The organism is Maribacter sp. Hel_I_7, assembly GCF_000688315.1.
Lineage (GTDB): Bacteria > Bacteroidota > Bacteroidia > Flavobacteriales > Flavobacteriaceae > Maribacter > Maribacter stanieri.
This window is the reverse complement of sequence record NZ_JHZW01000002.1, coordinates 1216589-1241948: the sequence shown is the minus strand read 5'-3', so window position 1 is coordinate 1241948 and position 25360 is coordinate 1216589. Positions and strand designations below refer to the sequence as shown.

General features: G+C 34.2%; 18 protein-coding genes and 1 pseudogene. 7 read left to right on the top strand and 12 right to left on the bottom strand.

Going from position 1 to position 25360, the window contains the following annotated elements; all coding sequences use genetic code 11:
* The 4 genes from ybeY to P178_RS23635 all read right to left on the bottom strand — a co-directional run bounded on the left by ybeY (nt 1) and on the right by P178_RS23635 (nt 4957).
* A complete protein-coding gene (ybeY, locus tag P178_RS0106825; protein WP_027065513.1) occupies nt 1–420 on the bottom strand; it encodes an rRNA maturation RNase YbeY in 420 nt (139 codons plus the stop codon).
* The gene (locus tag P178_RS0106820; RefSeq protein ID WP_027065512.1) at nt 413–3916 is read right to left on the bottom strand and encodes a DUF4175 family protein; all 3504 of its coding nucleotides are present in this window, start codon (nt 3914–3916) and stop codon (nt 413–415) included. Before P178_RS0106820 ends, ybeY begins: the two co-directional genes overlap by 8 nt.
* 154 nt (nt 3917–4070) lie before the next feature.
* The gene (locus P178_RS0106815; RefSeq protein ID WP_027065511.1) at nt 4071–4826 is read right to left on the bottom strand and encodes a hypothetical protein; all 756 of its coding nucleotides are present in this window, start codon (nt 4824–4826) and stop codon (nt 4071–4073) included.
* Nucleotides 4827–4828: 2 nt separating this feature from the next.
* Nucleotides 4829–4957, bottom strand: coding sequence for a hypothetical protein (locus P178_RS23635; RefSeq protein WP_262493281.1), 129 nt, complete (start codon nt 4955–4957; stop codon nt 4829–4831).
* 435 nt (nt 4958–5392) lie between these two features.
* Between P178_RS23635 and gltX the strand changes: the two genes are divergently transcribed.
* Nucleotides 5393–6901 carry a glutamate--tRNA ligase gene (gene gltX / locus P178_RS0106805; protein WP_027065510.1) on the top strand — a complete coding sequence of 503 codons (1509 nt, stop codon included), beginning with the start codon at nt 5393–5395 and terminating at the stop codon, nt 6899–6901.
* 299 nt (nt 6902–7200) lie between these two features.
* On the opposite strand, the gene rlmF is transcribed toward gltX, so the two are convergent.
* From rlmF to P178_RS21595, 3 genes are all read right to left on the bottom strand, one after another.
* Complete coding sequence (rlmF, locus tag P178_RS0106800) at nt 7201–8172, bottom strand: 23S rRNA (adenine(1618)-N(6))-methyltransferase RlmF (protein WP_036145832.1); 972 nt, start codon at nt 8170–8172, stop codon at nt 7201–7203.
* 42 nt (nt 8173–8214) lie between these two features.
* Nucleotides 8215–8793 carry a PepSY domain-containing protein gene (locus P178_RS0106795; protein ID WP_410477200.1) on the bottom strand — a complete coding sequence of 193 codons (579 nt, stop codon included), beginning with the start codon at nt 8791–8793 and terminating at the stop codon, nt 8215–8217.
* 120 nt (nt 8794–8913) lie between these two features.
* Nucleotides 8914–11682 carry a M14 metallopeptidase family protein gene (locus P178_RS21595; RefSeq protein WP_081819398.1) on the bottom strand — a complete coding sequence of 923 codons (2769 nt, stop codon included), beginning with the start codon at nt 11680–11682 and terminating at the stop codon, nt 8914–8916.
* 258 nt (nt 11683–11940) lie between these two features.
* On the opposite strand from P178_RS21595, the gene katG reads away from it, so the two are divergent.
* Complete coding sequence (gene katG / locus P178_RS0106785; protein WP_027065507.1) at nt 11941–14187, top strand: catalase/peroxidase HPI; 2247 nt, start codon at nt 11941–11943, stop codon at nt 14185–14187.
* 71 nt (nt 14188–14258) lie between these two features.
* On the opposite strand, the gene P178_RS0106780 is transcribed toward katG, so the two are convergent.
* A complete protein-coding gene (locus P178_RS0106780) occupies nt 14259–14618 on the bottom strand; it encodes a bleomycin resistance protein (RefSeq protein WP_027065506.1) in 360 nt (119 codons plus the stop codon).
* Between the two features lie 215 nt (nt 14619–14833).
* Between P178_RS0106780 and P178_RS0106775 the strand changes: the two genes are divergently transcribed.
* Nucleotides 14834–15763 carry an SPFH domain-containing protein gene (locus P178_RS0106775; RefSeq protein WP_036145831.1) on the top strand — a complete coding sequence of 310 codons (930 nt, stop codon included), beginning with the start codon at nt 14834–14836 and terminating at the stop codon, nt 15761–15763.
* A gap of 277 nt (nt 15764–16040) precedes the next feature.
* Here P178_RS0106775 and P178_RS0106770 read toward each other — a convergent pair whose 3' ends face one another.
* Nucleotides 16041–17717: a glutamine--tRNA ligase/YqeY domain fusion protein gene (locus tag P178_RS0106770; RefSeq protein WP_027065504.1), complete on the bottom strand. Its 1677-nt coding sequence runs from the start codon at nt 17715–17717 to the stop codon at nt 16041–16043.
* Between the two features lie 226 nt (nt 17718–17943).
* Here P178_RS0106770 and P178_RS0106765 point away from each other — a divergent pair, with 226 nt between their 5' ends.
* Together P178_RS0106765 and P178_RS0106760 are read left to right on the top strand one after the other, a co-directional pair.
* A complete protein-coding gene (locus P178_RS0106765) occupies nt 17944–20190 on the top strand; it encodes a gliding motility-associated C-terminal domain-containing protein (RefSeq protein ID WP_027065503.1) in 2247 nt (748 codons plus the stop codon).
* Between the two features lie 7 nt (nt 20191–20197).
* Entirely contained in the window at nt 20198–22375 is a 2178-nt protein-coding gene (locus P178_RS0106760) for a type IX secretion system membrane protein PorP/SprF (RefSeq protein WP_027065502.1), read from the top strand.
* A 357-nt stretch (nt 22376–22732) separates the two neighbouring features.
* Here the strand turns inward: P178_RS0106760 and P178_RS0106755 are convergent, their stop codons facing one another.
* Nucleotides 22733–23047 (bottom strand): hypothetical protein, encoded by a 315-nt coding sequence (locus P178_RS0106755; RefSeq protein ID WP_027065501.1) that lies wholly within the window; start codon nt 23045–23047, stop codon nt 22733–22735.
* Between the two features lie 154 nt (nt 23048–23201).
* Here P178_RS0106755 and P178_RS0106750 point away from each other — a divergent pair, with 154 nt between their 5' ends.
* Entirely contained in the window at nt 23202–23603 is a 402-nt protein-coding gene (locus P178_RS0106750; protein WP_155941590.1) for a hypothetical protein, read from the top strand.
* Nucleotides 23604–23792: 189 nt separating this feature from the next.
* On the opposite strand, the gene P178_RS0106745 is transcribed toward P178_RS0106750, so the two are convergent.
* A complete protein-coding gene (locus P178_RS0106745) occupies nt 23793–23990 on the bottom strand; it encodes a hypothetical protein (protein WP_027065499.1) in 198 nt (65 codons plus the stop codon).
* Between the two features lie 244 nt (nt 23991–24234).
* The gene (locus P178_RS21590; RefSeq protein ID WP_231500512.1) at nt 24235–24816 is read right to left on the bottom strand and encodes a class I SAM-dependent methyltransferase; all 582 of its coding nucleotides are present in this window, start codon (nt 24814–24816) and stop codon (nt 24235–24237) included.
* A gap of 287 nt (nt 24817–25103) precedes the next feature.
* Here P178_RS21590 and P178_RS22880 point away from each other — a divergent pair.
* Nucleotides 25104–25244: pseudogene (locus P178_RS22880) on the top strand (hypothetical protein); the annotation flags it as partial.
* Between the last annotated feature and the right edge of the window lie 116 nt (nt 25245–25360).

Below are 25360 nucleotides of genomic sequence, written 5' to 3'. Positions count from 1 at the left end.
CTATTGTTCCACGTGGAACAGCTTTATTTTTTCTTCTTCTTTAGCGCGCATTTCGGTAGTAGCTGTATCCGATTTATCCGAATAACCCATAAGATGTAAAACCCCATGGATCATTACGCGCTTTAATTCGTTCTCAAAAGTTACATTAAATTCTGTTGCGTTCTCTTTAACTCGATCAATGGAAATATATAAGTCTCCAGAAATATTTTTTCCAGATACATAGTCAAACGTAATAATGTCGGTTAAATAATCGTGTTGTAAGTAATCTTGGTTGATTTTAAGTAGATAATCATCGTCGCAAAAAATGTAATTCAATTCTTGAATTTTATATCCTTCCGTTTGGCAAGATGCTGTTATCCATAAATTGAATTTATCTTCTACTTCTAATTTAAAATCGCTTAGGTAATTATAATTAATCATTTGCTTTAAAATACTCTTTAACCTTTGTTTGAAAATTTTGCCGCAAAGGTAAGCTTTGCCTATTTAAAATTTCAACTTCATTATGATAATTATCTAATAATGAGGGTTTAGTAGTAATGGGATTTGTGAAATTTTTAGTATTTCTACTACTTTCTCTTTCAGATTTCTCCCCTTGTTTTAAAGCTGCGTTTTCTAATTTTAATAATTCGTATTGTATAGTGTTGACTTTGTTTATAGTACGTTGTGTAATTCCGTTTTCTAGCAAGTCGTTCTCAAAATCTTCCATTTGTTTAATAAGCTTTTGACCAAGTTTTTGATCACCGCTATTAATCATATTTTTTAATTGATTTTCTAATTCTTGTCTAATTTTTTGTTGACTTTGGTAGATTTCGTAAATTTCTCTTAACTCAGCTTCACTCATTGAACCTTGTCCCTCCCCACCATTTATACCGTTTTGTCCATTTCCTTTCCCATCACTTCCACCTTTTCCATCTTTGCCGCCTTTTCCATTACCTTTTCCTCCATTTTCACCTTCATTTTTTCCCTCGCCGGTTCCTTGCCCGCTCTTTCCATTAGCGCCTTGTTTACCGCCTTCGCCTTGTTTTCCACCATCTCCTTTCTCCCCATTTTCACCCTGTTTTCCTTCACCATTTTTTCCTTCCTTGCCTTCTTTTCCGGAATCACCTTGCTGACCCATTTTTTCTCCCAATTCCTGTTGACCTTTTATAATATCTGGTAATTGAAATCCACCTTCGCTTTGTCCAGAACCTTTTCCCATTTGCATACTTTCTTGCATATTATCCATAACTCCTGCTAGGAAATCCGCAAGACTATTTGCAGCTGTTAGAACATATTTTTGATGGGATATTCCTTGAAACATCTGTCCATCGGCCATTGTTTCTAATGATTTATCGATATTGTAATAGACTTCAGTAATTTGTTCGTTCACAAATTCAGAAAGTTCTGCCTGTCTAAGTGATAGCGCGAAAAGGCTGTCATCTACATGTTCAAAAAGACCCCTTAATTCATTTTGGTCACGAACTGTTTCTGAATATTGAGTAGCATCTTGGTCTTCTCGTGCAGTAAGTTTATCAAAGAGCGTCTCTTGTTTAAATGAAAATATGATAAGGTTATCAAGAATTTGTCGAAGCATTTCTGCATCTTCGGCAACAGATGAACCACCTCCACCTCCAGAAGAAGATTCTCCTAATTGTTCACTCATTACCTTCATTTTATCCGCAGCAGATTTTTGTTTTTTACTCGCGTCAGATTTTGATTTGGATTCTGAAGATTCTTCAGAATTTTTTTCTTTTTCTAGTTGTTTAAGCGCATCGTTTAGGTCTTCTTTTACTGCTTCTTTCTTAGCATTGTCTAATTTTAGATCAATCGGTTTTTTGAGCTTTTCATTGTCTCTTTTTAGGTCATTCAGTTCCTCTGAAATCTTTTGAAATTCATCATTTAATTTTTCTTGTTTTTCAGGAGTATTTTCTTCTTTATTTTTTTTAGATAATTCTTCTTCCTTCTTAGCAATCTCTTCTAAATCTCTTGCTAATTGCGAAGCTTTTTCAGTAACATAATACCGTTTGGTCAATTCTAATAATTGCTCTAAACTTCTTTCACTATTTTGTTGCTTTTTTCCCAGTTCTTCTAGGCGTTTAGTTAAATCTTCCTTTTTGATTTTATCAGCAACTTTATTTAATTCTTCTAGAAGTTTTTGATTCTTTTTGGCTTCTTGTTCTTGACGTTCTAATCGCTCTTGTAACAATTGGTTTAATTTGTTATCCTTATTTTCATTATTTAGATTTTCTTTTAATTCCCTACTAAATTTTTGCATCTGTTCTTCTTGACGCTCTTGCTTTTTTAAGTAGTCTTTTATTTGAGTTTTATCATTAAAATTTAGACTGGTTTTTTCTCTCTGATTTTGGTTAATTTCTTTCAAAGATTCTTTTTGTTCTTTTGAACGTTCTAGAGAATTATCTAAATCTTTAATTAATGATTTTTGAGACTCAAGTTCGTTGTTTTTAAGTTGATTTTCATCCAGCAATACTCGTTGGTATATTTGACTTTTTGTTTTCTTACCATTATGTATTGCATCATTGTCAGTTACTTGAAAATAGAAACCGTAATTTTTTCCGGCTTCGATTTCTAACCCAGATGGAAAGGTGTAATAAAATTGTTGGTAGTTATTATTTGGTTTGGTAAGACTAATTGATTTTGATTCGTTTTCATTTCCAACCTCAAAATAAATTACATCTATATTAGTTAATCCGTAATCATCAGTTGCACTTCCTACATAGTATGATACATTCGGATTTATAGAATCCAAAACCTGATTCACTTTAATTGTAGGATAGCTATCTTTAATAACTTTAAAATCATAAGATAGTCGCTCATAATCTTGTGCGTTTTGGTTGGTGGTGGTTAATTCATAATTAAGGTTATTGTATACACGTTTTTCAATTGAAAACGTGTTTCCATCCTTATTAAATGGAATTATAGTGTCATTGGTTACTAGATTAATCTTATCGGTATTTTCTCCTAATATTTTCCAAGTAATTTTTGTCCCTTCCGGTATTACTGCGTTTCCGGTGCTTTTTATAGTTTCGTTTTTCTTTTTTAAATAGGAAGGATATGTTAAATCCATAATGAAATCTACAATAGAAGGAGTTTCTAATGCTATAAGGGAGTATTCTCTTGATGTAACTTCATTTGCACTGAAATTAAAGTTTGTGGTAGTAAGTGGCGGTGAAAAAGTATACTCAAAAAATCCATTTTGTTGTTGTAATAAAATTGATTTTCCATCAATTACAATAAATACATTTTCTGGTTTTACACTTCCTTTTGTAGCAACTTGAATAGTAAAAGATTCGTCTTGTAAAGTGCTTAGGTTATTTGTTAAAATTTCAAACTGAAATGGTGCAGGTTTTTCGTAAGCCATTTCATAATTAACAACACGCTCATAGGTTCCAAAAAAGTTATTCCAATTCCCAGAGATATATAATACCCCAATAATAAGAAGTGGGATAATTGCATACTTCAAATATTTTAATGAATCCTTAAATTCTATGGCACTAGAAAAAGGAATGGTGTCCATTTGTTTGGAACGTTGAGCAATACTTGCCAATAAAAGTTCTGATTGTTGAGGATTTTCGGCTAGGTCTAATAAATTGGTAAGCTTATCTCCTACTTCTGGGAAGTGCTTGCCTAAAATTGTAGCGGCATCTTTTGGACCAATTCCCTTTTTTAATTTTAGAAGATAGAAAATAGGAGTAAGTATATATTTAAAGAGTAAAAAGAGTTCGACACCTATAAAAATGGCAAATAATACCAATCGGCCTGTTGTATTTAACCATAGGTAGTACTCTATGCCTAATATTATCAGAAAAAACAACAATCCAAATGCAAAAAACAATAATACTCCTTTTAAAAGTACTTGAGAATAATGCTTTTGAATGAACTGATTTAACCGGTCTAAAATGTGCTTATAGTCTTGCAATTGCGTTTTTTATACCAAGATAACGGATTAAAAGACTGATTAGTAGGAATTATTTGTTAAAAGGAATTTCTAATCACTAACTGTTTATAAGAAAAAGGTGCGATATATATTAAATATACATAGCACCTTTTGTAGAAAATAATAATTGATAATTCTATTTAGTTTCCAAAATAACTTCATAATTAAGTTGGTTATCTACACCATTATCTTCAATAAGAAAGTAACCTGTTTTATTAGCAGCTATTGCGTTGTAGTTTTCTTCACTTAGAACGCTACTTGATACTGAAGAATTATAAATACTGTAGTTAGTTATTTCATAATTTACCGCAACCCATTTGTCAATATCAAAATTGACTAATTCTTCTGAGTAAGTAACGTTTAATTGCCCTGGAAAATACTGACTGTCCTGTGTAATTAATTTTGCCTCCCATACTGTTATATCTCGGTGTACTGGGTAATCGTTAGTGGTAGTGAAGGAAGCTGTAGATTCTTTGGTAATATAAGTATTTTGTGCTCTTGCGGTAACTATGACTTCATAGTCAGTATTTCTTTCAAAATCTGTTGGTAACGGACATGGCTCTTGAAAAAATGTAATTTCTTCTTCTGTTTCTGCCCCGCTATAGCTAATAGCTATAACTTTAATAGTGTGTTCTTCGCCCTCAGTAACAACCATTATAAAACCTGTGGTTTCTGTTGTGTAAGAACCGTAGGTCTTATGATATTCACCGTCTGTAAAAAGTTTGTAATAATAATCAGAACCATCTTCAATAGTAGGTGTTTGCCAGTCAATACCAACTACGTCACAAGTAATAAAATCATAGGTAATAGGAAAAGCAGATGGTGGCGTACCCAAAGTATGAAGCTCCGATGTATTTATACTGTCTTCTGCATCTTCAGCGGTTTCAATCACCTTTACTGTATAATTTCTAATTCCTCAACATTGTATTCTATTTCGCTAAGAATTTCTGCTAGTAATTCATCATCTAGAAACAAACTGTAACTTACAGTACTATTATTAGATGCGGTAACTTTTGTCCACATAATTTTAGCACTAGTTTGTGATATGTCTTGAAACTCAATTTCTAAAGAAGTAGTGTAATTTCATCGCGTGTGTTATCTACCTCAGTCATAGAATCGTCAGTAGAATCTGAGCTACAGCCTGTAACTAATAGAATTTAAAACACATAAAGGAAGTTCAAATAATATTTCATTTTTCTTGGTTTAAGATTTTTAATTAACGTTGAACAAATTGTATTCGTATATGTTTTTACAATTTTATAAATCAGATATTTCATATCGTTTTTATCTAGAATTTTCACTTGGTTTTTGGGGTCAAATATTCTTTTTTAATTCTAATCTGTACTAGATTATTGAATACTAGAGTTGTAAAGGGAATTTGTAAATATTTTTGATTTTCAGAAATTAATTAATGGACCGTAGATATATGGCTAAAGGTGTTTTTTATACCTTTGCCAAATGACAAAGAAAGTTCGTGTTCGTTTTGCCCCTAGTCCTACAGGGCCTTTACATATTGGTGGTGTGCGCACTGCCCTATTTAATTATTTATTTGCCAAAAAACATGGTGGAGATTTTATTCTAAGAATAGAAGATACAGACCAAAATAGATATGTTGAAGGTGCCGAGCAGTATATTATTGATTCTTTGAATTGGTGCGGAATTCCTTTTGATGAAGGTATTGGTAAAGATGGCGGCTTTGGTCCGTATAGACAGAGCGAGCGTAAATCGTTGTATAAAAAATATGCAGATGATTTGGTTGATAGCGGTAATGCATATTATGCTTTTGATACTTCTGAAAGTCTAGATGGGCACAGAAAAGATCATGAAGAAAAAGGTAAAACCTTTATTTACAATTGGCATAATAGATTAAAGCTTGATAATTCATTGTCTTTAATGCCAGAAGAGGTTAAAGCCAAGTTAGACAATGGCGATGATTATGTAATTAGATTCTTAACACCGCCAGATGAAACCTTACACTTACAGGATTTAATTCGCGGCTCAATTAAAATCGATACCAACGTTTTAGACGATAAGGTTTTATTTAAGAGTGACGGTATGCCAACATACCATTTAGCAAATATTGTTGATGATCATTTAATGGAAATTAGCCATGTAATTCGTGGAGAAGAATGGTTGCCATCTATGGCGTTACACAAACAATTGTATGATGCATTTGGTTGGGATGCTCCAGAATTTGCGCATTTACCATTGATTATGAAACCTGTTGGAAAAGGTAAATTAAGTAAGAGAGATGGTGAAAAAATGGGCTTTCCGGTTTTCCCTCTTTCTTGGAACGAATCGGTTGGGTACAAAGAATCGGGTTACTTCCCAGAAGCAGTTATAAATTTCTTGGCTTTATTAGGATGGAATCCTGGCACGGAACAAGAATTATTTTCTTTAGATGAATTGGTAAAAACCTTTAGTTTAGACCGTGTTAATAAATCTGGAGCGCGTTTTGACCCAGAAAAGACTAAATGGTACAATCAGCATTATCTTCAAGAAACAGCTGACAATGAGCTAGCTAAGTTATTCTTACCGACAGTAAAGGAGAACATTTCTGATGATGATAAACTGAATTTAGATTATGTTACCAAAGTGGTTACGCTTATAAAAGAACGTGCGGTTTTCGTTTCTGACTTTTGGAATTTGAGCGATTATTTCTTTGTTGCTCCTACTGAATACAATGAGAAAGCAGCGAATAAACAATGGAAAGAAGATACCGCTTCAATCATGAACGATCTTATTTCAGTCCTAAAACCTATAGAAGATTTTTCTTCAGAAAACACGGAAAGTATAGTAAAAGCTTGGATTGGTGACAAGGAGTTATCTTTTGGAAAAGTAATGCCTCCTTTACGCCTATTCTTAGTTGGTGATATGAAAGGACCTCATATTTTCGATATTATGGCAATGATTGGAAAAGAGGAAAGTGTTTCTCGTATAAAAACAGCCCTAAATAAATTAGGTTAATTATTAATTTTCAAGGAAATAAGCAATTTTTATTTCCTTGAAAATTTACCTAAACCTTATTACTGTCTTATTCTATATTTTTAGATACAAAGATTTGATTAAGTTAATTTGCTGTAACTAGATTGTTGTTCTCTCTGTACTACTTTAAATATACGCTAAAGGAATTAGTGACACTTTAAAATCGGTTTCTGCTGTTGTAGGAACGATTTTGCGGGTTTAAAAAATAAAAATCGACCCTTCGGGTCTTTTAATAATTTAGAACGGCTTAAAACACGGCTATTTTAAATTTATTAACGCTATTATTTATTTTCCCAACGTTCATCTGCCCATACTTTCATTTCGTTTGGTGATAGAAAGGTCCAAGCAATTATTCTGCTCATTTTGTTTCCCTGTCCCATTGGTGTAGTCTTATGTTCTACAACGCCAACTTTTTCTAATCGGTCGTAGAATGAACGTAGATTTGATTGCTTAGACACCAATGTAGAAAACCAAGCGGAATTTTTTGAGAATTGTGCGCTTTCATTGATCATGTTTAAAACAAATCGTTTTTCTCCCCCATCTGTCCACAGTTCTCCACCTTGACCGCTAAAATTCAGTTCAGCTTTTTTAACCCTCTTTTTCTTTAGATTACTCAACTTACGTAAAGTACCCGCCTCGGCTTCTGCTTGCGTAGCATGAAATGGAGGGTTGCAAATCGTTAAATCAACCTTATCGGATTCATTTAAAATTCCAGAAAAAATATGCTCAGGTTTTGACTGTAATCTAAATGCTACTTTACCGTGAAGAGAAGGGTTAGAGGTTACAATTTTTTGTGCAGCTTCAATTGCCTTTGCGTCAATGTCTGAACCAATAAAGGACCAACCGTATTCGCTATTTCCAATGATAGGATACACACAATTTGCTCCTACCCCAATATCTAAACATTTTATGGCATCCCCTTTTACTAAAACCCCGTCATTACTAGTGGCTAAAATATCAGAAATGTGATGTATGTAATCTGCGCGCCCTGGAATTGGCGGACAAAGAAAACCATTTGGTATATTCCAAAAATCTAATCCGTATTGAGATATCAATAATGCTTTATTTAAAGCTTTTACCGCTTTCGGATTAAAGAAATCGACAGTAAAATTTCCGTATTTATTTTTGGTAACAAACTCCTTTAGTTCAGGATTTACCAGCTTTAATTGTTTTAGATCGTAACGACCGGGATGTTTGTTTCTAGGGTGTAAAGTTGGTTTTTCTAATTCCTCTTTCTTCTTTGAGTCTGCCATAATAATAATTGATTATTGAGACTTCAAAGCTAAAGCTAATTTTTAAGCAGTAGCTTTATTTCTTCGCATCCTCTTTGGTCCATACCAAAGCCAGAATCCAGTAATAGTAAAAACTAGAAGGGCCACACCCATAACCGTTGTGTAAAATACTTTTATTTGATTATTGCTAGTACCTAAATAATCATCTAAAATAGAACCATCGTGTATTTGTTCAATAAGATCAGAGTATCTTCTTTCTACATGTAATATTTTACCTGTGGTGCCATCCAATTGCATACTCCAAATATGGTCGGTATAAATAAATTTTACCATCCCTTTTTCTTTTCTTATATCTATTCGGTCAATTTCTGTAGATAAATCAGGTGAAATAGAATCTAAAAGATAAGTATTTGCAATGGTGTGTAATTGATCAACGGGCATCCAATCTTTTAAGTTAGTGGATACTCCCTCATATGATTTAGATAAAATGATTCCGCCGCTATGTTTTTTCCAACCTAAAAGAAGTCCGCTAATGGCAATAAAGAAAAAGAAGACAAATAATGCAGCTCCCGTAAGCCTGTGTGCTTTTCTAAAAAGACGCAACCATTTAGCTTGTTTCTGTCTTTTAGTATCTTTTCGCATTATTTTTGGTTGGTGAACAGGCAATATAATCAGATTTATAAAAGCTATATAAGAAGGAATTGTTAAAATAAAATGTTTAACATTTAAGGGCTCTTTATAACCGGTAATCCTATTATTTAGTTAATTTGAAATTTGTTTTTGTTCTATGGATTTGACCTCAAGTTCTTTCTCTGTTTTTTCGTCTTCGGTAGTAGACCACTCTTCTAAAACTTCATGGTTTTTTGCGATAGAATTTGTGTATAACAACGCGTTGAATAAAGCTCTATAGGTTCCCATAGATTGTCCTCGCCATTGGGGCTGAAATCCAAAAAGAATAACATGTCCATCTTTATACCGAACATCTACAGCCGCAGCTTTGTCATTCATATATTCTTCACCTACCAAATAACCAGATAGTAGAGGCGAACCTTTTTCTTGATATTTTGATAGTATTTCGCCATCAAAACCATCAAGTGTTTTAAAAACGGGACTACCAAAAACAAATACACCAGATTTTTCTGGCATACCCGCCATAATAGGATGTTGATTATTATTGGTCACTTCTAGTATTGAACCGCCCGTGAAAAATTGACTTTTTGTTAATTCTTGTACATTGTTTTCTATTGGTAAGTGAAGTTCTTTTATTGCAAAATTTGTGCTTTTATTTAGGCAAACTAATGTTCCGCCGGCACTTACAAACGAGTCAATGTTTCTAACGCCCAATCCTTTTAATCCTCCTGCATACTGTGGTGGAGCCATACCTTTTTGAAAGCCATTTTCTATGACACCCGGTCTTTCCGAAGCCATTAAAACAACGTCAAACCTATCATTTAGATTTCCGTTATTAATATCTGCATTTCTAATTATAACATATGGTATATTAAAATTATCTAAGAGCCACCTTGTCCAGCCCATATCCATACTAGCGGTCCACGGATCATAAACTGCTATTCTAGAGTGCGCCTTGGTTTTAGGTTTGGTTGATGTAAGTCTAGCATTTACCGCATAATCTTTCACCCATTTTTGCATTTGTAATCTTGATGCATTACTTATAGCATACGTTTGTTGTTTTGGGTTAAAACCAATAGCTAGATTTTGGTTCATTGCATCGCCAATAATTCGAAATGAATTGTTCTCTTTTGGGTCAATAACCATGGTACCACCACTACCCTTTAAAGTTCCTGGTAACGGCACTATTCCTGCAGCTACTTCATTAGTGTCAAAACCCGCTCCGCCTATAAAATCTGCTTTACTTAAATCTATACTGGTATCTGTGTTTTCCTCTAATGCTATTCCCTTAACCGGAATTAAAGATGAAGATATTGATTCTGTTAAAGGAGACATGGCTGCAACAACTTCTACTTCCATTTGATATGGTAATGTCCAACCTGCAGCATCATAGGGTTGTTCTAAAGGACCGTCTGGAGATTCCCTTAAATCTGGATATTCTTGAATGTCTATTAATTGTCTTGCCAACTCTCCAAATTCCTGAGCCATAGGTATAACCCATGTCCCTTTCGGATAGGTATTTCCTTCGAAAAATGTTTCAGAATCTAATTGAGAAATTTTAATTCCGTTAAAAGCTAGTCTTTTCAAGAATTCTACCGGGCGTACGGGATCGCGTTGTTTTTGTTTAATAAAATAGGCATAAGGTGGTTCTTGCTTATATTTTTCAATTGTGGATACGCCTGCCTGATACTTGTTGAAAAGTAGGGTTTCTTTATATTTTGCCGCATAATCTAGAACAGCTATAGATGCTGTTTGCATATATTGAACAGCGTCTCCTAGACGCCACCACCCACCTTTCCATGGGCTAGAGTACAGAGATTCAATACGTAAATCTGCTCTTTCTTTCGGAAAATCCTTAATGGTATAAAAGTGCGGAGTTGCAAATTTATAAAGGGATGTTTCTGTCCAGAACGATGGTATGTTCTGCATCGTTGGCATGTAATCAATATAACCAGGGTACCAAGCATCAAAACCTTTACCCATATGTACAGCGCCTGGCAAGCCTTCCGTTTCTAATTCTTGTGCCATAGCCATACCAATCATATTTACTTCTCTGGCCATTAATGGCGGAGTTTGGGGAGCAACTGGTTCTGCAAAAGGTGGCAGCCATATTCTAGTAGGAAATGGGGAAGATTGATGATGTACATGAATAATACTTGGTTCCCACTCACGCCAAGTGCTACCAACAACACGAGATTCAAGCTGATTTAGCATATAGGCATCACGATTATTATCGTGACCTACATATTTTTGATATAGCCACGGTGTAGGCGCAGTTTCATAAGGGGTACCCACATTTCCTAAATACCAATTGGCAATGATATCTTGTCCATCAGGGTTTAAAGAAGGCCATAGAATAAGTATTACATCTTCAAAAATGGCCTGGTACTTTTCTGTTTTGGCATTATTTACCAATTCATAGGCTAATGTTATAATGTGTTGTGCTCCTGCTACCTCCGAGGCGTGTAGACCTCCACTAATATCTACAATTGCTTTTCCTTCTTTTGCCAATGCTTTTGCCATCTCTCTTGTTAAGTTTTCAGGATGTGCTAATTGTTGTGAAATAGATTTATAGTGATCTATCTTTTGTAGATTTTCTGGTGTAGAGATTAATACATATTGCCATTTCCGTCCTTCAGATGTTTTTCCGGCATATCTCATCTCTACCATATCACTTGTGGCAGCTAGTTTTTCAAAATAATTAATTGACTGATCGTAAGTTGCTAAATTAAAATCCGAACCTATTTCAAAGCCTATTACCTCGGTTGGATTAGGAACTACTTGAGCATTCGATTGCTGTATGAAGGAAAGAATTAGGAATAAGGGTGATAATATCAGATGTATAAATGCCACTTTTATTTTTGTGAATTTTGATAATATACTTTTATCAAATGATTTCATGAGGTTTGAATGTTAGTTTGTCTTACTAAATTATTAATTATGAGATAGCTAGTGTTATAAACAGGCTATAAGTGATTATCTTTATGATATTCTAATATTTACGGTAATAATTAAGTCAGTTTGATAATCGAATTGGCGTAACGCAAAACAATTAAATATTACACAATAGATTTTATCTATTTAAAACGAAATATTGATAAGTAAAATATTTATAATTTTACTATTGAGTAGTAAAAACAACTTAAAATTTATATAATCATGAGTAGTACTAACGGAAAAGGTGAAGCTTGGGATGTAAATGATCCCGCTGCAGCAAATTGTCCATTTTTAAATGGTGAAATGCATCAGGCAGCTGGTGGTGGAACAACTAACAAAGATTGGTGGCCAAATATGTTGAATCTTAATATTTTAAGATTGCATTCTAAAATGGCAGATCCAATGGATGATGATTTTAATTATGCTGAAGAGTTTAATTCTCTAGATTTAGCCGCCGTTAAAAAAGATTTGACAGATTTAATGACGAATAGTCAAGATTGGTGGCCTGCAGATTATGGTCATTATGGACCATTCTTTATACGAATGGCTTGGCACAGTGCTGGAACGTACCGTATATCTGATGGTAGAGGTGGTGCGAGCGCAGGTAACCAACGTTTTGCCCCATTAAATAGTTGGCCGGATAACGCCAATTTAGATAAGGCCCGTTTATTATTATGGCCTATTAAGCAGAAATATGGAAAGAAAATTTCTTGGGCAGATTTATTGATACTTACTGGTAATGTTGCTCATGAAAGTATGGGATTGCCAATGTTCGGATTTGCCGGTGGTCGTGAAGATATATGGCAACCAGAAGAGGATATTTATTGGGGATCTGAAACAGAGTGGTTAGGAAACAAACAACGTTATGATGAAGATGGCAATGAGTTAGAAAACCCTCTAGGTGCTGCACATATGGGCTTAATTTATGTAAATCCAGAAGGGCATAATGCAAATCCTGATCCACTAGAAGCCGCTCATTATATTAGACAGACATTCAAAAGAATGGCAATGGATGATTATGAAACCGTTGCGCTTATTGCAGGTGGACATACATTCGGAAAAACACACGGTGCTGCAGATCCAGAAAAGTATGTAGGTTCAGAGCCAGCTGCTGCAGATATTACAGAACAAGGTTTAGGTTGGAAGAGTACTTATGGTACTGGATCTGGTGCAGATACTATAACAAGTGGTATAGAAGGCGCATGGTCACAAACACCTACAAAATGGAGTCATTATTTTTTTGAAAATCTATTTGGTTTTGAGTGGGAATTAACTAAGAGTCCGGCTGGAGCTTGGCAATATAAGCCAGTTGGCGATGCCGGTGCGGGTGAAATGCCTGATGCTCATATACCAGGTAAGACACATCAACCATTTATGTTGGTTACTGATATGTCGCTACGTTTAGATCCTGAATATGAAAAAATTTCAAGAAACTTTTTAGAGAATCCAGACGAGTTTAAAGATGCCTATGCAAGAGCTTGGTATAAACTAACTCACCGTGATATGGGACCTACTAATCGTTATTTAGGACCAGAAGTACCAAAAGAAGTGCAGATATGGCAAGATCCAGTACCTGCCGTTGATTTTGATTTGATTAATGATGCCGATATTGAAAATTTAAAGACATTAATTTTAGCTTCAGGACTTTCTACGGCAGAACTAGTTTCTACTGCATGGGCTTCTGCATCCACTTTTAGAGGGTCAGATAAGCGTGGTGGTGCTAATGGTGGTCGTGTGCGTTTAGCTCCTCAAAAAGGTTGGAAAGTTAACAACCCTACACAGTTGGCTAAGGTTACCGCTACTTTAGAAAGAATTCAGAAAGAATTTAATGATAATCAATCTGGTAACAAAAAGGTGTCTTTTGCCGATTTAGTTGTTCTTGCTGGTTCTGCTGCTGTTGAAAATGCCGCAAAGTTGGCTGGTTTTGATACCAAAGTTGCTTTTAACGCTGGTCGTACAGACGCAACTCAGGAGAGTACCGATATTGAATCTTTTGATGCGCTTGAACCTATGGCAGATGGGTTTAGAAATTACACAAAACAAAAACTATCTGTTCAGGCAGAAGAGTTGTTAATAGATAGAGCAAACCTATTAACCTTAACTGCACCAGAAATGACTGTTCTTGTTGGTGGTCTTCGTGTACTTGGCGCCAATTATGATGGTTCTGATTACGGAGTATTTACTGATAAACCAGGATTGCTTACAAATGATTTCTTTATCAATTTATTGGATATGGGAACTACTTGGAAAGCTGCTTCTGACAACGATACAGTATTTGAAGGTAGTGACCGTAAAACTGGTCATGTAAAATGGAAAGGGACTAGAGCAGATTTAATATTTGGTTCTAATTCTGAATTACGAGCATTGGCAGAAGTATATGGTACGGAAGATGCGAAACAGAAATTTGTTCGTGACTTCGCAAGAACTTGGACCAAGGTTATGAATTTAGATCGTTTTGATATTAAGTAAGTAAACTTAACACCATATAAAAAAGGCAACTCGTAAGAGTTGCCTTTTTATTTTTAAATACTTCCATGTTTTTAGCCCAATGATTCTCCAAATGTTAGTAAGTTACTATCAGGGTCTAATAGAGCAAACTCCTTTTGTCCCCATGGCTTAATCTCTAGGCTGCCATTTGGATGAATGGGCACATTGTTTTTTAATAACGATTGGTATAAGGTTTCTATATCGTTTGTGCGGATATATAGCTGACCGTAGTTTTCTTTAGGATTAAGGGCTTTAAAGAGAAAGAAATGAATTTGAATTTCATCCTTTTCTACCATTAAATAATCAGGATAATCTACTGCACCAAATTCTTTAAAACCTAAAGATTCTACATAATAGCTTTTAGTTTTGGCTTTATCTCTCATTGGTAATTTGGGGTTTATAGAAGTCAACATACCGTTCAGATTAATGATTTTATTAAATGTAATGAACTTGTAGATATTCATTGTCGTCAAATCCAAAATATTAGATTATAGAAACCTGGCATTGTAGTGTATAGAATGATTATAATATATTTATAAATGCTTTATTGTAACAAATCCGTAAGAAATGCTACTAATAACTAGAAGGCTTTTAGTATCTTCAAATATTAACTATAAAAGAAATAATTATGGGCTCATTTATTTGGATTCCGATTGCGTTTTTAGTGATTGCCACTATTCTCTCGGGTGTATTTATTGTAAAACAGCAAACAGCGGTATTGATTGAAACATTCGGAAAATTTACTAGTGTAAGACAGTCGGGTATTCAGTTTAAAGTTCCCTTTGTGCAACGAATTGCTGCTCGTATTGGTTTAAAGATTCAGCAATTAGATGTTATTATAGAAACTAAAACCTTAGATGATGTTTTTGTTAAACTAAAAGTATCGGTACAATATGTGGTGATTAAGGAAAAAGTTTATGAAGCATATTACCAATTGGAATATCCACACGAACAAATTACATCTTATGTATTTGATGTGGTTAGGGCAGAAGTACCTAAAATGAAATTGGATGATGTTTTTGTTAAAAAAGATGATATTGCAATAGCGGTAAAATCTGAACTGCAACAAGCAATGTTAGATTATGGATTTGACATTATTAAAACTTTGGTAACAGATATTGACCCAGATGCACAGGTAAAAGAAGCTATGAACCGGATTAATGCTTCTGAGCGTCAAAAAACTGCTGCGCAGTTTGAAGGAGATGCTGCCCGTATTTTAATTGTAGAGAAAGCAAAAGCTGAGGCTGAAAGCAAAAGATTACAAGGTCAAGGTATTGCTGATCAAAGAAGAGAAATTGCTCGTGGTCTTGAAGAGTCTGTAGAGGTATTAAACAAAGTAGGTATTAATTCTCAAGAAGCTTCTGCGTTAATTGTGGTAACACAACATTATGACACTTTACAGAGTATTGGTGAGGCTACTAATACGAATTTGATATTATTGCCTAATTCACCTCAAGCAGGTAGTGATATGCTGAATAATATGGTTGCTAGTTTTACGGCAAGTAATATGATTGGTGAAACAATGAAAAAGACTAATAAGCCTAAACTTAAAGAATAAGTATTTTTAGTTTATTTTTCTATTATGTAACCCGAGAACATTTGTTCTCGGGTTTTTTTATGTTTTTCAAACACTATTCTTGGTAATATACTAATTTAGTTATCGAGCTTTCTTAAAAGTCTATTTTAAAGCCATTAGCGCTTGTTTTTATTTGAATTAATACCAATTAGTCTAAAAAAAGAAAACCACCTGTAGACATAACGTCTACAGGTGGTTTTTTATAGTAAACCTTAATAAAACTGAGGTTTTACAATAAGATATACTTATACTAAGTTATCTATTGAATTTTTGCCCAAGAATCGCGTAAACCAACAGTTCTGTTAAATACTAAATTATCGGTAGTGGTATCTGGATCAACACAGAAATATCCAATACGTTGAAATTGAAAACGATCTCCTGGTTGGGCATCTTTTAATGCAGGTTCAACATATCCTGTAATAACAGATAAAGAATTAGGATTAATAAAATCCATGAAATCTTTGTCTTTATGTGTATCTGGACTTTCATCTGTAAAAAGACGATCGTATAATCTTATTTCTGTTTTTACAGCGTGTTCTATAGATACCCAATGTAATGTTCCTTTTACTCTACGTAAGCTTTCTTCGGTACCGCTACCACTTTTACTTTTTGGGTCGTACGTACATTGTACCTCTATTATATTCCCATCGGTATCTTTGGTACAACTTTCCGCTTTAATAATGTATCCGTTTTTAAGACGAACTTCATATCCAAGCTTTAGACGAAAGAACTTTTTATTTGCTGCTTCTCTAAAATCTTCTTGTTCTATATATAGTTCTCTTGAGAAGGGCACTTGTCTTGTACCGGCATTTTCATCTTCTGGAGAATTTTCTGCTTCTAACCATTCCGTTTCTCCTTCAGGATAATTAGTGATAACCAATTTCAAAGGATTTAAGACACCCATAACCCTATGAGTGGTTTTATTTAGATCTTCTCTGATATTAAATTCAAGTAAGGAAACATCTATAAGATTGTCTCTTTTGGCTATACCTATAGTATCTACAAAATTGCGGATTGAATCTGGAGTATATCCTCTTCTTCTTAAACCAGAAATAGTTGGCATTCTTGGGTCATCCCAACCATTTACAACTCCCTTTTCAACCAATTGTGCCAACTTCCGCTTACTAACTACGGTATGGCTTAAGTTACGACGAGCAAACTCTCGTTGCTTAGGCCTTACTTTAGTTTCATCATATACTTGATCTAAAAACCAATTATATAACTCACGGTGCATTGCGAATTCTAGCGTACAGAAAGAATGTGATACTTGCTCTATATAATCACTTTCACCATGTGTCCAATCATACATCGGATAAATACACCAATCGGTATTTGTTCTGTGGTGCGCTTTATGTAATATACGGTACATGATAGGGTCTCTCATCAACATGTTAGATGAGGTCATATCTATCTTAGCTCTTAATACGTGAGTTCCTTCTTTAAACTCTCCGTTTTTCATCTTTTCAAACAGCTCTAAATTTTCTTCTATAGATCTATTTCTATTTGGACTATCTGTACCCGGTTCAGTAGGAGTTCCTTTTTGGGCAGCCATTTCTTCAGAAGATTGATTGTCCACATATGCCTTTCCTTGTTTAACCAATTCTACCGCCCAATCATATAGTTGCTGAAAGTAATCAGACGCATACCGTTCGGTATCCCACTTAAAGCCTAACCATTCTACATCTTTTTTGATAGCATCTACAAATTCTTGCTCTTCTTTTGCAGGGTTTGTATCATCAAATCTCAGATTTACAGGTGCATTATACCTTAGACCTAAACCAAAGTTTAAACAAATAGAGCTTGCATGCCCAATATGTAAATAACCATTAGGTTCTGGAGGAAAACGAAAACGTAATTCGTCTTTGGTATAACCATTTACCAAGTCCTCTTCAACAATTTGTTCAATAAAATTCAAAGACTTTGATGTCTCGCTCATGTCATTATATTTCAAGCTACAAAAGTAGCAAAAATGGCTTAAAGGATAGGTTTAAATTGGATACACCTTACATAAAATGAGTTTCACAACATAAATCTTCCTTCCGACAACATAAAATTTCACTTCGTCGTATTAAATAACATATTTGTCTATGAAATGATGGTATAGTGAAATAATTTATTAACCAACTTTTCAACCGTAGTGGCCCCCATAACTACAAATACCTATGAGAACTTTGAACAAACTTACCGTAATTACAGCACTATCCATGCTATTCTGCGCTTTTCAATTATCTGCGCAAGCAATAGTAATTAATGCTCCAGAACCTGCAGACAATCCAAATCTGTCAGGAAGTACACCATGGTCTGCCGTTTGCGCAGGTAATGGTGGTTTTAACGAATACTATGTAAATGTTACATGGATTGGAACTGCGAACGCAGGTAACGAGTTTATTCTCGAATTATCTGACGCCAGCGGTAGTTTTGCCAATGCACAAACATTGCAAACTATTACCGATCAAAATGCCGTAAAGGATTTTGATACCAGTTTTGCCATACCTACAGATACACGTGGTGAAGGCTATAAGATGAGGGTTAGAAGTACTGACCCGGTAAAGATCGGTAGTGAATCTCCTGCATACAATATGTATTACATGGATGTAACTTCTAATCTTAATATTAGTGAAAAAGGTGATGGAGTTCCCCCAGGTACTGTTTGTAGTACAGGACCGATTACTTTACAAGTTGATAATATAGCTAACCCAGAAACCTATCAATATATCTGGTTTCGAAGTGGGACAGAATTAACGTCGGAAACCGGACATACTTTGAATGTAACCCAATCTGGTATGTACAATGTATATATTAATTATGGACCGCGTTGTACTGGGTCTGGTAATACAGATTCAAATATAGTTGATGTAACTATTGGAGGGTCTGGAACTGGTATTGCCGTTACCGCACCAAGCAGGACTTCTTTGTGTAGTACGGACACCGAAATTTTAAGTATAGACCAAACCAATGCTTCATGGAGCTACCAATGGTTTAAAGATGACGCTGCAATTTTAGGAGCGACTGGAACAACTTATACAGTAAATGCTGCAAATGTAGGTTTTGAAGGAGATTATGCAGTTGAAATATCTGGTACTGGTATCTGTAATGAAAGATCAGCAGTAGTTTCTATGAATAATGCAGAACTATATACTGTTACTGTAGAAAATGAAATTAATACGGTTTTATTACCTACACAAACTCAATTGTTAAGTGTTAGCACAACAGCGAACACTCCAACCTATAAGTGGTTTAGAAACAATGTTGAAATAAGCGGAGAAACAAGTAATTCAATAACGATATCTCAAGACGGTGAATATTACGCCGAGGTAACCCAAACCGGTGGTGCATGTGCTATCTCTTCAAAAAATTCGGAAACTACTACTGTAGTATCTCCTGCTTCTTTTGAGATGACTATAAATTATACTGATGCGTATACTTCGTGTGAATCAACAACAACAACTTTAGGTGTTGAGCAAATATATGCTGTTGCAACAGATGGTACAAAAACAGATGTTACAAGTGCTTTAGTTGATGGGTTTACCTATCAATGGAGTAAAGATGGTGCAGATGTAAATGGTGCAACAAGTAACGTTATTAGTTTAGCATCGAACTTAGAAAATGGGGACTATGAATTAAATGCGACCATTGATAGTTTTGATATAGATTCTAACTCGTTATCAATACAGCTTTTAACTAACGAAACTATTTCTATTACCAGTTCTGGAACTGTTTTTTGTAGTGGCGGAGAAACTATTTCACTTAGCACCACCAGCGATTTAAGTTCATCTACTTATGAATGGCAATTAGATGGTACTTCAATTAATACAACTGATGCTGTTTTGACGGTTTCTACAGCAGGTACCTATAGACTGACAATAGATAAGGATGGCTGTTCTTTGATCTCTAATGAGATTGTAGTTACACCGTTAGATGAGAATCTTATAACCCTTGACCCAGGTACTGAAGTTGTAATGCCAGAAGGCACTACTAAAACAGTAACTGCAAGTGGAGGTACTGCTTATAGATGGTTAGATGCAAATGCCGCTGAATTAAGCAATTCTGACAGCGTAACTTTTACAGATGCAGGTACGTATACCTTGATAGCATCTATAGATAACTGTGAGATTGTTAGACAGGTAGAAGTATCTTACTTAGATACATTTAAAGTACCTAATGTAATAACAGTTAATGGAGATGGTATTAATGACCAATGGGTTATTCCAAACTCTTACTCTAATAAGGCCGATGTAAATGTTATTATTTACAACGAACAAGGTCAAGAGATCGTAAACGAATTTGATTATAAAAATAATTGGCCGCAGTCTACTACTGCATTCACTAAACAAAATATGGTATTCTACTATAAAATTAGAAATGCCAGTGAAGTACTTAAACAAGGTACGATCACAGTAATACGTTAAGCTCACCATGCTAAAGAAAAGTGTTTTATATCTATTGTTATTTGTGTTAGCTATCATGAAGGTTAGCGGGCAAGAGGAGAATCCGTTTGTATCATACGACGTTCCTGCCCAGAATCTATTGAAGTATAACCGATTTTTAATCAACCCAACGTTTTCAACGGTTAGGGAAGACAAATCTTATATTAACTTGTTACACCGAAACCAATCGGTACAATTTGATGATAACAATCAGAACTATTTCTTAAGCTATAGTGGTCGTATTAGTGACAAAACAGGACTTGGATTAAGCTTGTACTCACAAAGGGAAGGTATACTTAGTAACTTTGGTGTACTGGCAAATTATGCCTATGGTATTAAACTGAACGATAAGAGTAATTTTACGTTCGGTGCAAATGTATCGTATTACCAAAGTGGCTTTGATAATGGTAGGGCTTCAACAGTAGAGGAAGATCCTTTTTTATCTGGATTGCAAGATCAGAACTTGTTATCGTTTCAGCCAGGTTTCAACCTTTCTTATGGTAAGTTTGATGTTGGTATGTTCGCAGAAAACCTTTTCGATTATAACTTAAAAACAAGTGAATCGGTAACGGAGTTTAAAGACAAAACATATTCAGGTCACCTACAATATACCCATCAGTTTGAAAATCAAACAGGAATTTTTGAAGAGGGTAGGTTGATGCCTTTGGCAAGAGTTAGAAAAGTAGGTGAAGAAGATGTAACCTTAGGCGGTAGTTTAATTCTTGATCTACCAAAATTAGGATGGATTCAAGGTGGTTACGATAGCTTTTATGGTGCAGCTGCCGGTGTTGGTTTTAACTTAAACCAAAGGATTTCTTTAGGCTATACCATGGAAAAAGGATTGTCTAATAACTTCGATAATTTTGGAGTTACACATGAAATATCATTTGCATACTCATTCTCGCCAAATCTTACTGAGGATAGGGTTATGTTAGAAGATGAATATGAAGATGATTTGGTACAGAATGATGAAGAGCCAGAGAATATTGCTACTAATGAGGAGATTGAAGAATTGAAGATGAAATTGGCAGAAAACGATGCCATTATTGAGGAGTTAATGTTCCGTCAAGATTCATTAGAGGCTATTCGCCAATCTGATTTAGAAAGACGTTTTGCCATGGTAATGCGTATGGTTAGAAATGAAACCAACGGTGAAAGACCAGATCTTGAGAATAAAGCAAAAGAGCTTTTTCTTGATGAGAATAGCAATACCGAAATTGCCTCTAACTATAACCCGAGTAATTCAGGTGAGGCAGTTACAAATAATCAAGCAGCTAGTCAAACGCAAAAAGATAGGGTAGCAATACTAACAAGCGAAAGAAAAGACCCTGTTGCAGAAAGACAAGAAGTTGTCGAGTCTAGTTCAGATGATAATACTTCAGTTGATAACAGGTTAAATGAACAAGTTCAGCCAAAAGATGCCGTAGTTGCAAATAGACCTCGAAATACCGCTAAACCTGTTGCAAAAACAACAAGAGAGGTTGCGCAAGATGCTGTTAAAAGTAGAAGATTTAAAGATTTACCTGATGTTAACGATGGGTATTATGTAGTTGCAAATGTGTACAAAGGTGGTCAGTATATGAATAACTTTATTAATGACCTTAATGAGAAGGGTATTAATGCTGATTATATTGATAACCCTAATACTGGTTTAAAGTATGTGTATTTGGACCGTTTTGAAACCTTTGAAGATGCTGTTGCCGCACATAATTCTAATCTAAATGGTAGATATGATGGTGCCATGTGGATTATGAATGTAGACAACAAATACACTAATGAAGCATATGCAAGTAATGTAAACAAGATTAAAGAAAAGAAATCTAAATATGATGCTGATGTGCTTACCTCAAATGTCATAGTTCGGGATAATGTTGCCTCTACAGATACTGATTCTAAGAATATAGTTATTGACGGAGCTGGATCTGGTTATTACTTAATTGCCAATGTATTTGCAAACCCAAACAATGCTAAGAAATTTGTAGCGCTATTAAATTCATTCGGTTTAAGCGCTAGTTATTTTATCAACCCCAAGAACAATTACAGATACGTATATCTAAAGAAGCACGACTCTTGGACCAATGCGTTAATCTCATATTACTCTAAGCTGAATGATGCTTATAATGATAAAATGTGGATTATGCGGGTTAATCAAGAACTCCTGGTATAGCGCGACTGTTAAGTAACTCAACGATTACACAAAGACCTTATCATCTCAGATGATAAGGTCTTTGTTGTTTCTACTGCATACAATTTCTAAGCTATACACAATTGTATTTTGTTTAAATATACTCTTCATTATATTTTAATTGTTGTTCAATATTGATTCACTAACATTCATCAATAAAATTGAGTTGAAAAAAATAGAATATGATACCAATAAGTATTTTTATATATCACTTTTATTTGATTGTACTTTAAACCTAGATTGCATTTCTGCTCAAAGCCAAAATACCTTAAGTTTAAATTTATCAATTTCATAATTGCTAAATGCCATATATCGATTGAATATTGATTTTTTGATGCATTACTTCTTACTAATTCTTATCAAATGAATCGCGTTCAAATTACTGAGATATTCATCTTCCAAATACCAACGTATCTCCTCTTCATTAGGTAGCTGAAACCTGTCACTATTTGAAGTAATCAATAGGCGCTGTTCTTCTTTAAATTTAAAAGTAGTCCCAATCATTTCGCTAAAGTCATTTTGTAGGCAAACTCCTGTTCTAGTAACTTGAACTTTTTCAATCTTCCATGTACCGATTAATTCTTTCTTCAGTATAATATCAGACGCAACTTGACTTTTAATTAGTATAAGAAGTATTATTAGTATTCCTTTCATAAGTTCAAGATGAATGAAATCACCTTAAGTTACTTGAGATTAAAATTGAGGACCAACTTTGAAATACTAACTTATCATATTGCTAATTTGAAAGTACTTGTACATCGGTTGGAACGGTTCTTGTTTTTACCAATTTATGAGAAAACCAATAATCTTGCTAATCCTCTTTTTTGCTCAATTATGTTTTGGTCAAGAGAAAGAAATATCTAAATCTTTTCTAATTGATCGTTGGAAGGTTGATAAGACTATAAAAGAAGGTGATACTGAAATTACAGTTTATAGGCGGAGTAGGACTTTGAAAATTGGTAACGAACTTCGTTTTTTGAGTACAGGCGAATATCGCATAACCTTTAATTCAGGAAGGAGAATAGGGCGTCGGTGCGGAAATGAAATTAGGACGGAAGTGGTTAATGGATATTATCGTTTTAATTCCCAAGAACAATCAGTAACCCTTAAAAGCTACAATACTGATCCAATTGTTAACTGGGGTCTTGTGTGGATTGATGAGAATTCATTTGGAGTAAAAAAAGCAAAAGATAACATCACTTATAATTGAGGAAGTCTTTTTACTGTAGGTATTTGCCAATCGATATTAAATAAAAATACCTTGCAAGTTACCGGAAACCAAATAGATTTCCGGTTGTTATTTGTTATATTAAATCTTGAAAATCAAGGTTATTGTTTTTCCCTTTTAAATTGAAATTCCTTTTTTGAAAATCAACCTAGCCGATATTTATTTTCAATATTATCTACGCATTTTGTTTACAACGCTATACTTACAAATGCTGTTTGCCTCATACCTAATTCTATGTTCAGATAATAGTTGTGCTATTATTTCTCTTGTTTCATCTTCATCCAGTTGAATTCTTTCTCCAAGATCTAGTTCATTTAATTGGCCGTTATTTTCAACCAGAGCTTTAATGAATCTTTTTTTATTTTCCATTTTTAGTTTTTTTTACTGCTATCATCATATGTGGACTAAAAGGTAAAATGTAGCTGTCGTTTTCTGTAATTTGAATAAGATCCATTAAATTTTTCTTCTTTTTATTATTTAGCATATTAGTGAAATAGTCTTTATCTAGCCAAGCAATTCCTTCAACGGCATAGGTATTTAGGTATGTTAATTCCTGATTTATAAATTCATTTTTTAATTGTTCGGGTTTGTGATAATAAGCCTCAGCTAAAAGCTAAGGAAAATCATCTGGGGGATTGTGAATTCCTGTCGTCAATTCACTCTTACACATTTCAAAGAATGACTTTTTATGAATAAGACCATTTAATAGACCAACTAAAGTTGATGCCGTATAATTTATAGCAAAACCCAAAATGATTCCGTTATTCTTTAAAACACGTTTAGCTTCTTTAATACTTATATCTCTATCTTCCTTTTTTTGTGGGTGATAAAGTGGTCCATGAAGAATTATGAGATCTGCAAATTTATTAGGAAAGTCTAATTTTTTAGATTCACCTGATTTAACTTGAAACTTATTCTTAAGTTTATTAGTTCTTTGTTTTGCTATTTGTAAATGTTTGAAAACAGGCTCAACCAAATAAACCTGATGTCCTTTTCGAGCTAGCCATTCTGAATATTTTCCTGTTCCTCCACCTATATCAATAATTTTTGAAGTTGTTGAAGGGATATACTTTTCAATGAGAGATTTAATTCTTTCAAATTCAATTATACCCATACCTTTTTCGAGTCTAGTTTCTTCAGATGCTTTATTATAAAAGTCTTCTATATTTCTACTTATTAACTGTTTACTTTTCATTTTTAATTCATTGTAAGATTATCACAATTTGAAGAATTTAATATCATTCAAAGTGATGATTCAACTGATTTTTAATCAATTGACTTTGTTTAAAATTTGATAATATAATTGGGTGTATTTACCTAGGCACTGGAAGATATCCATGCACTATTTACTCGATTGTCGAGATCGTCTTTTTAGAAAGACTCAGATAATATGTAGAATTAGTATAACAGATTTTAAAGATAGAAAATCTTAATTAATATTCCTGAATTGATTTACATAACAAGTAATTAAAATATAAAGGCAATGTGGTCTTATTGGTAGGTGAGATATCTCATAGTCGAACAGAATTTATTGCAATGTTTCTTCAAGCAGGCGATAATGTAACTACTATTGGTAGCCAAACTTCAGGTGCTGATGGAAGTGTTGGTCGATTTGAAATGTAGGTGGCTATAAAACCATGATAACTGGTGTAGGTATATTTTATCCGGATAATACCTAAACTCAAAGAAAAGTTGTCAAAATTGATATGGTGTGTAAACCAACTATCGATGGTATTGTA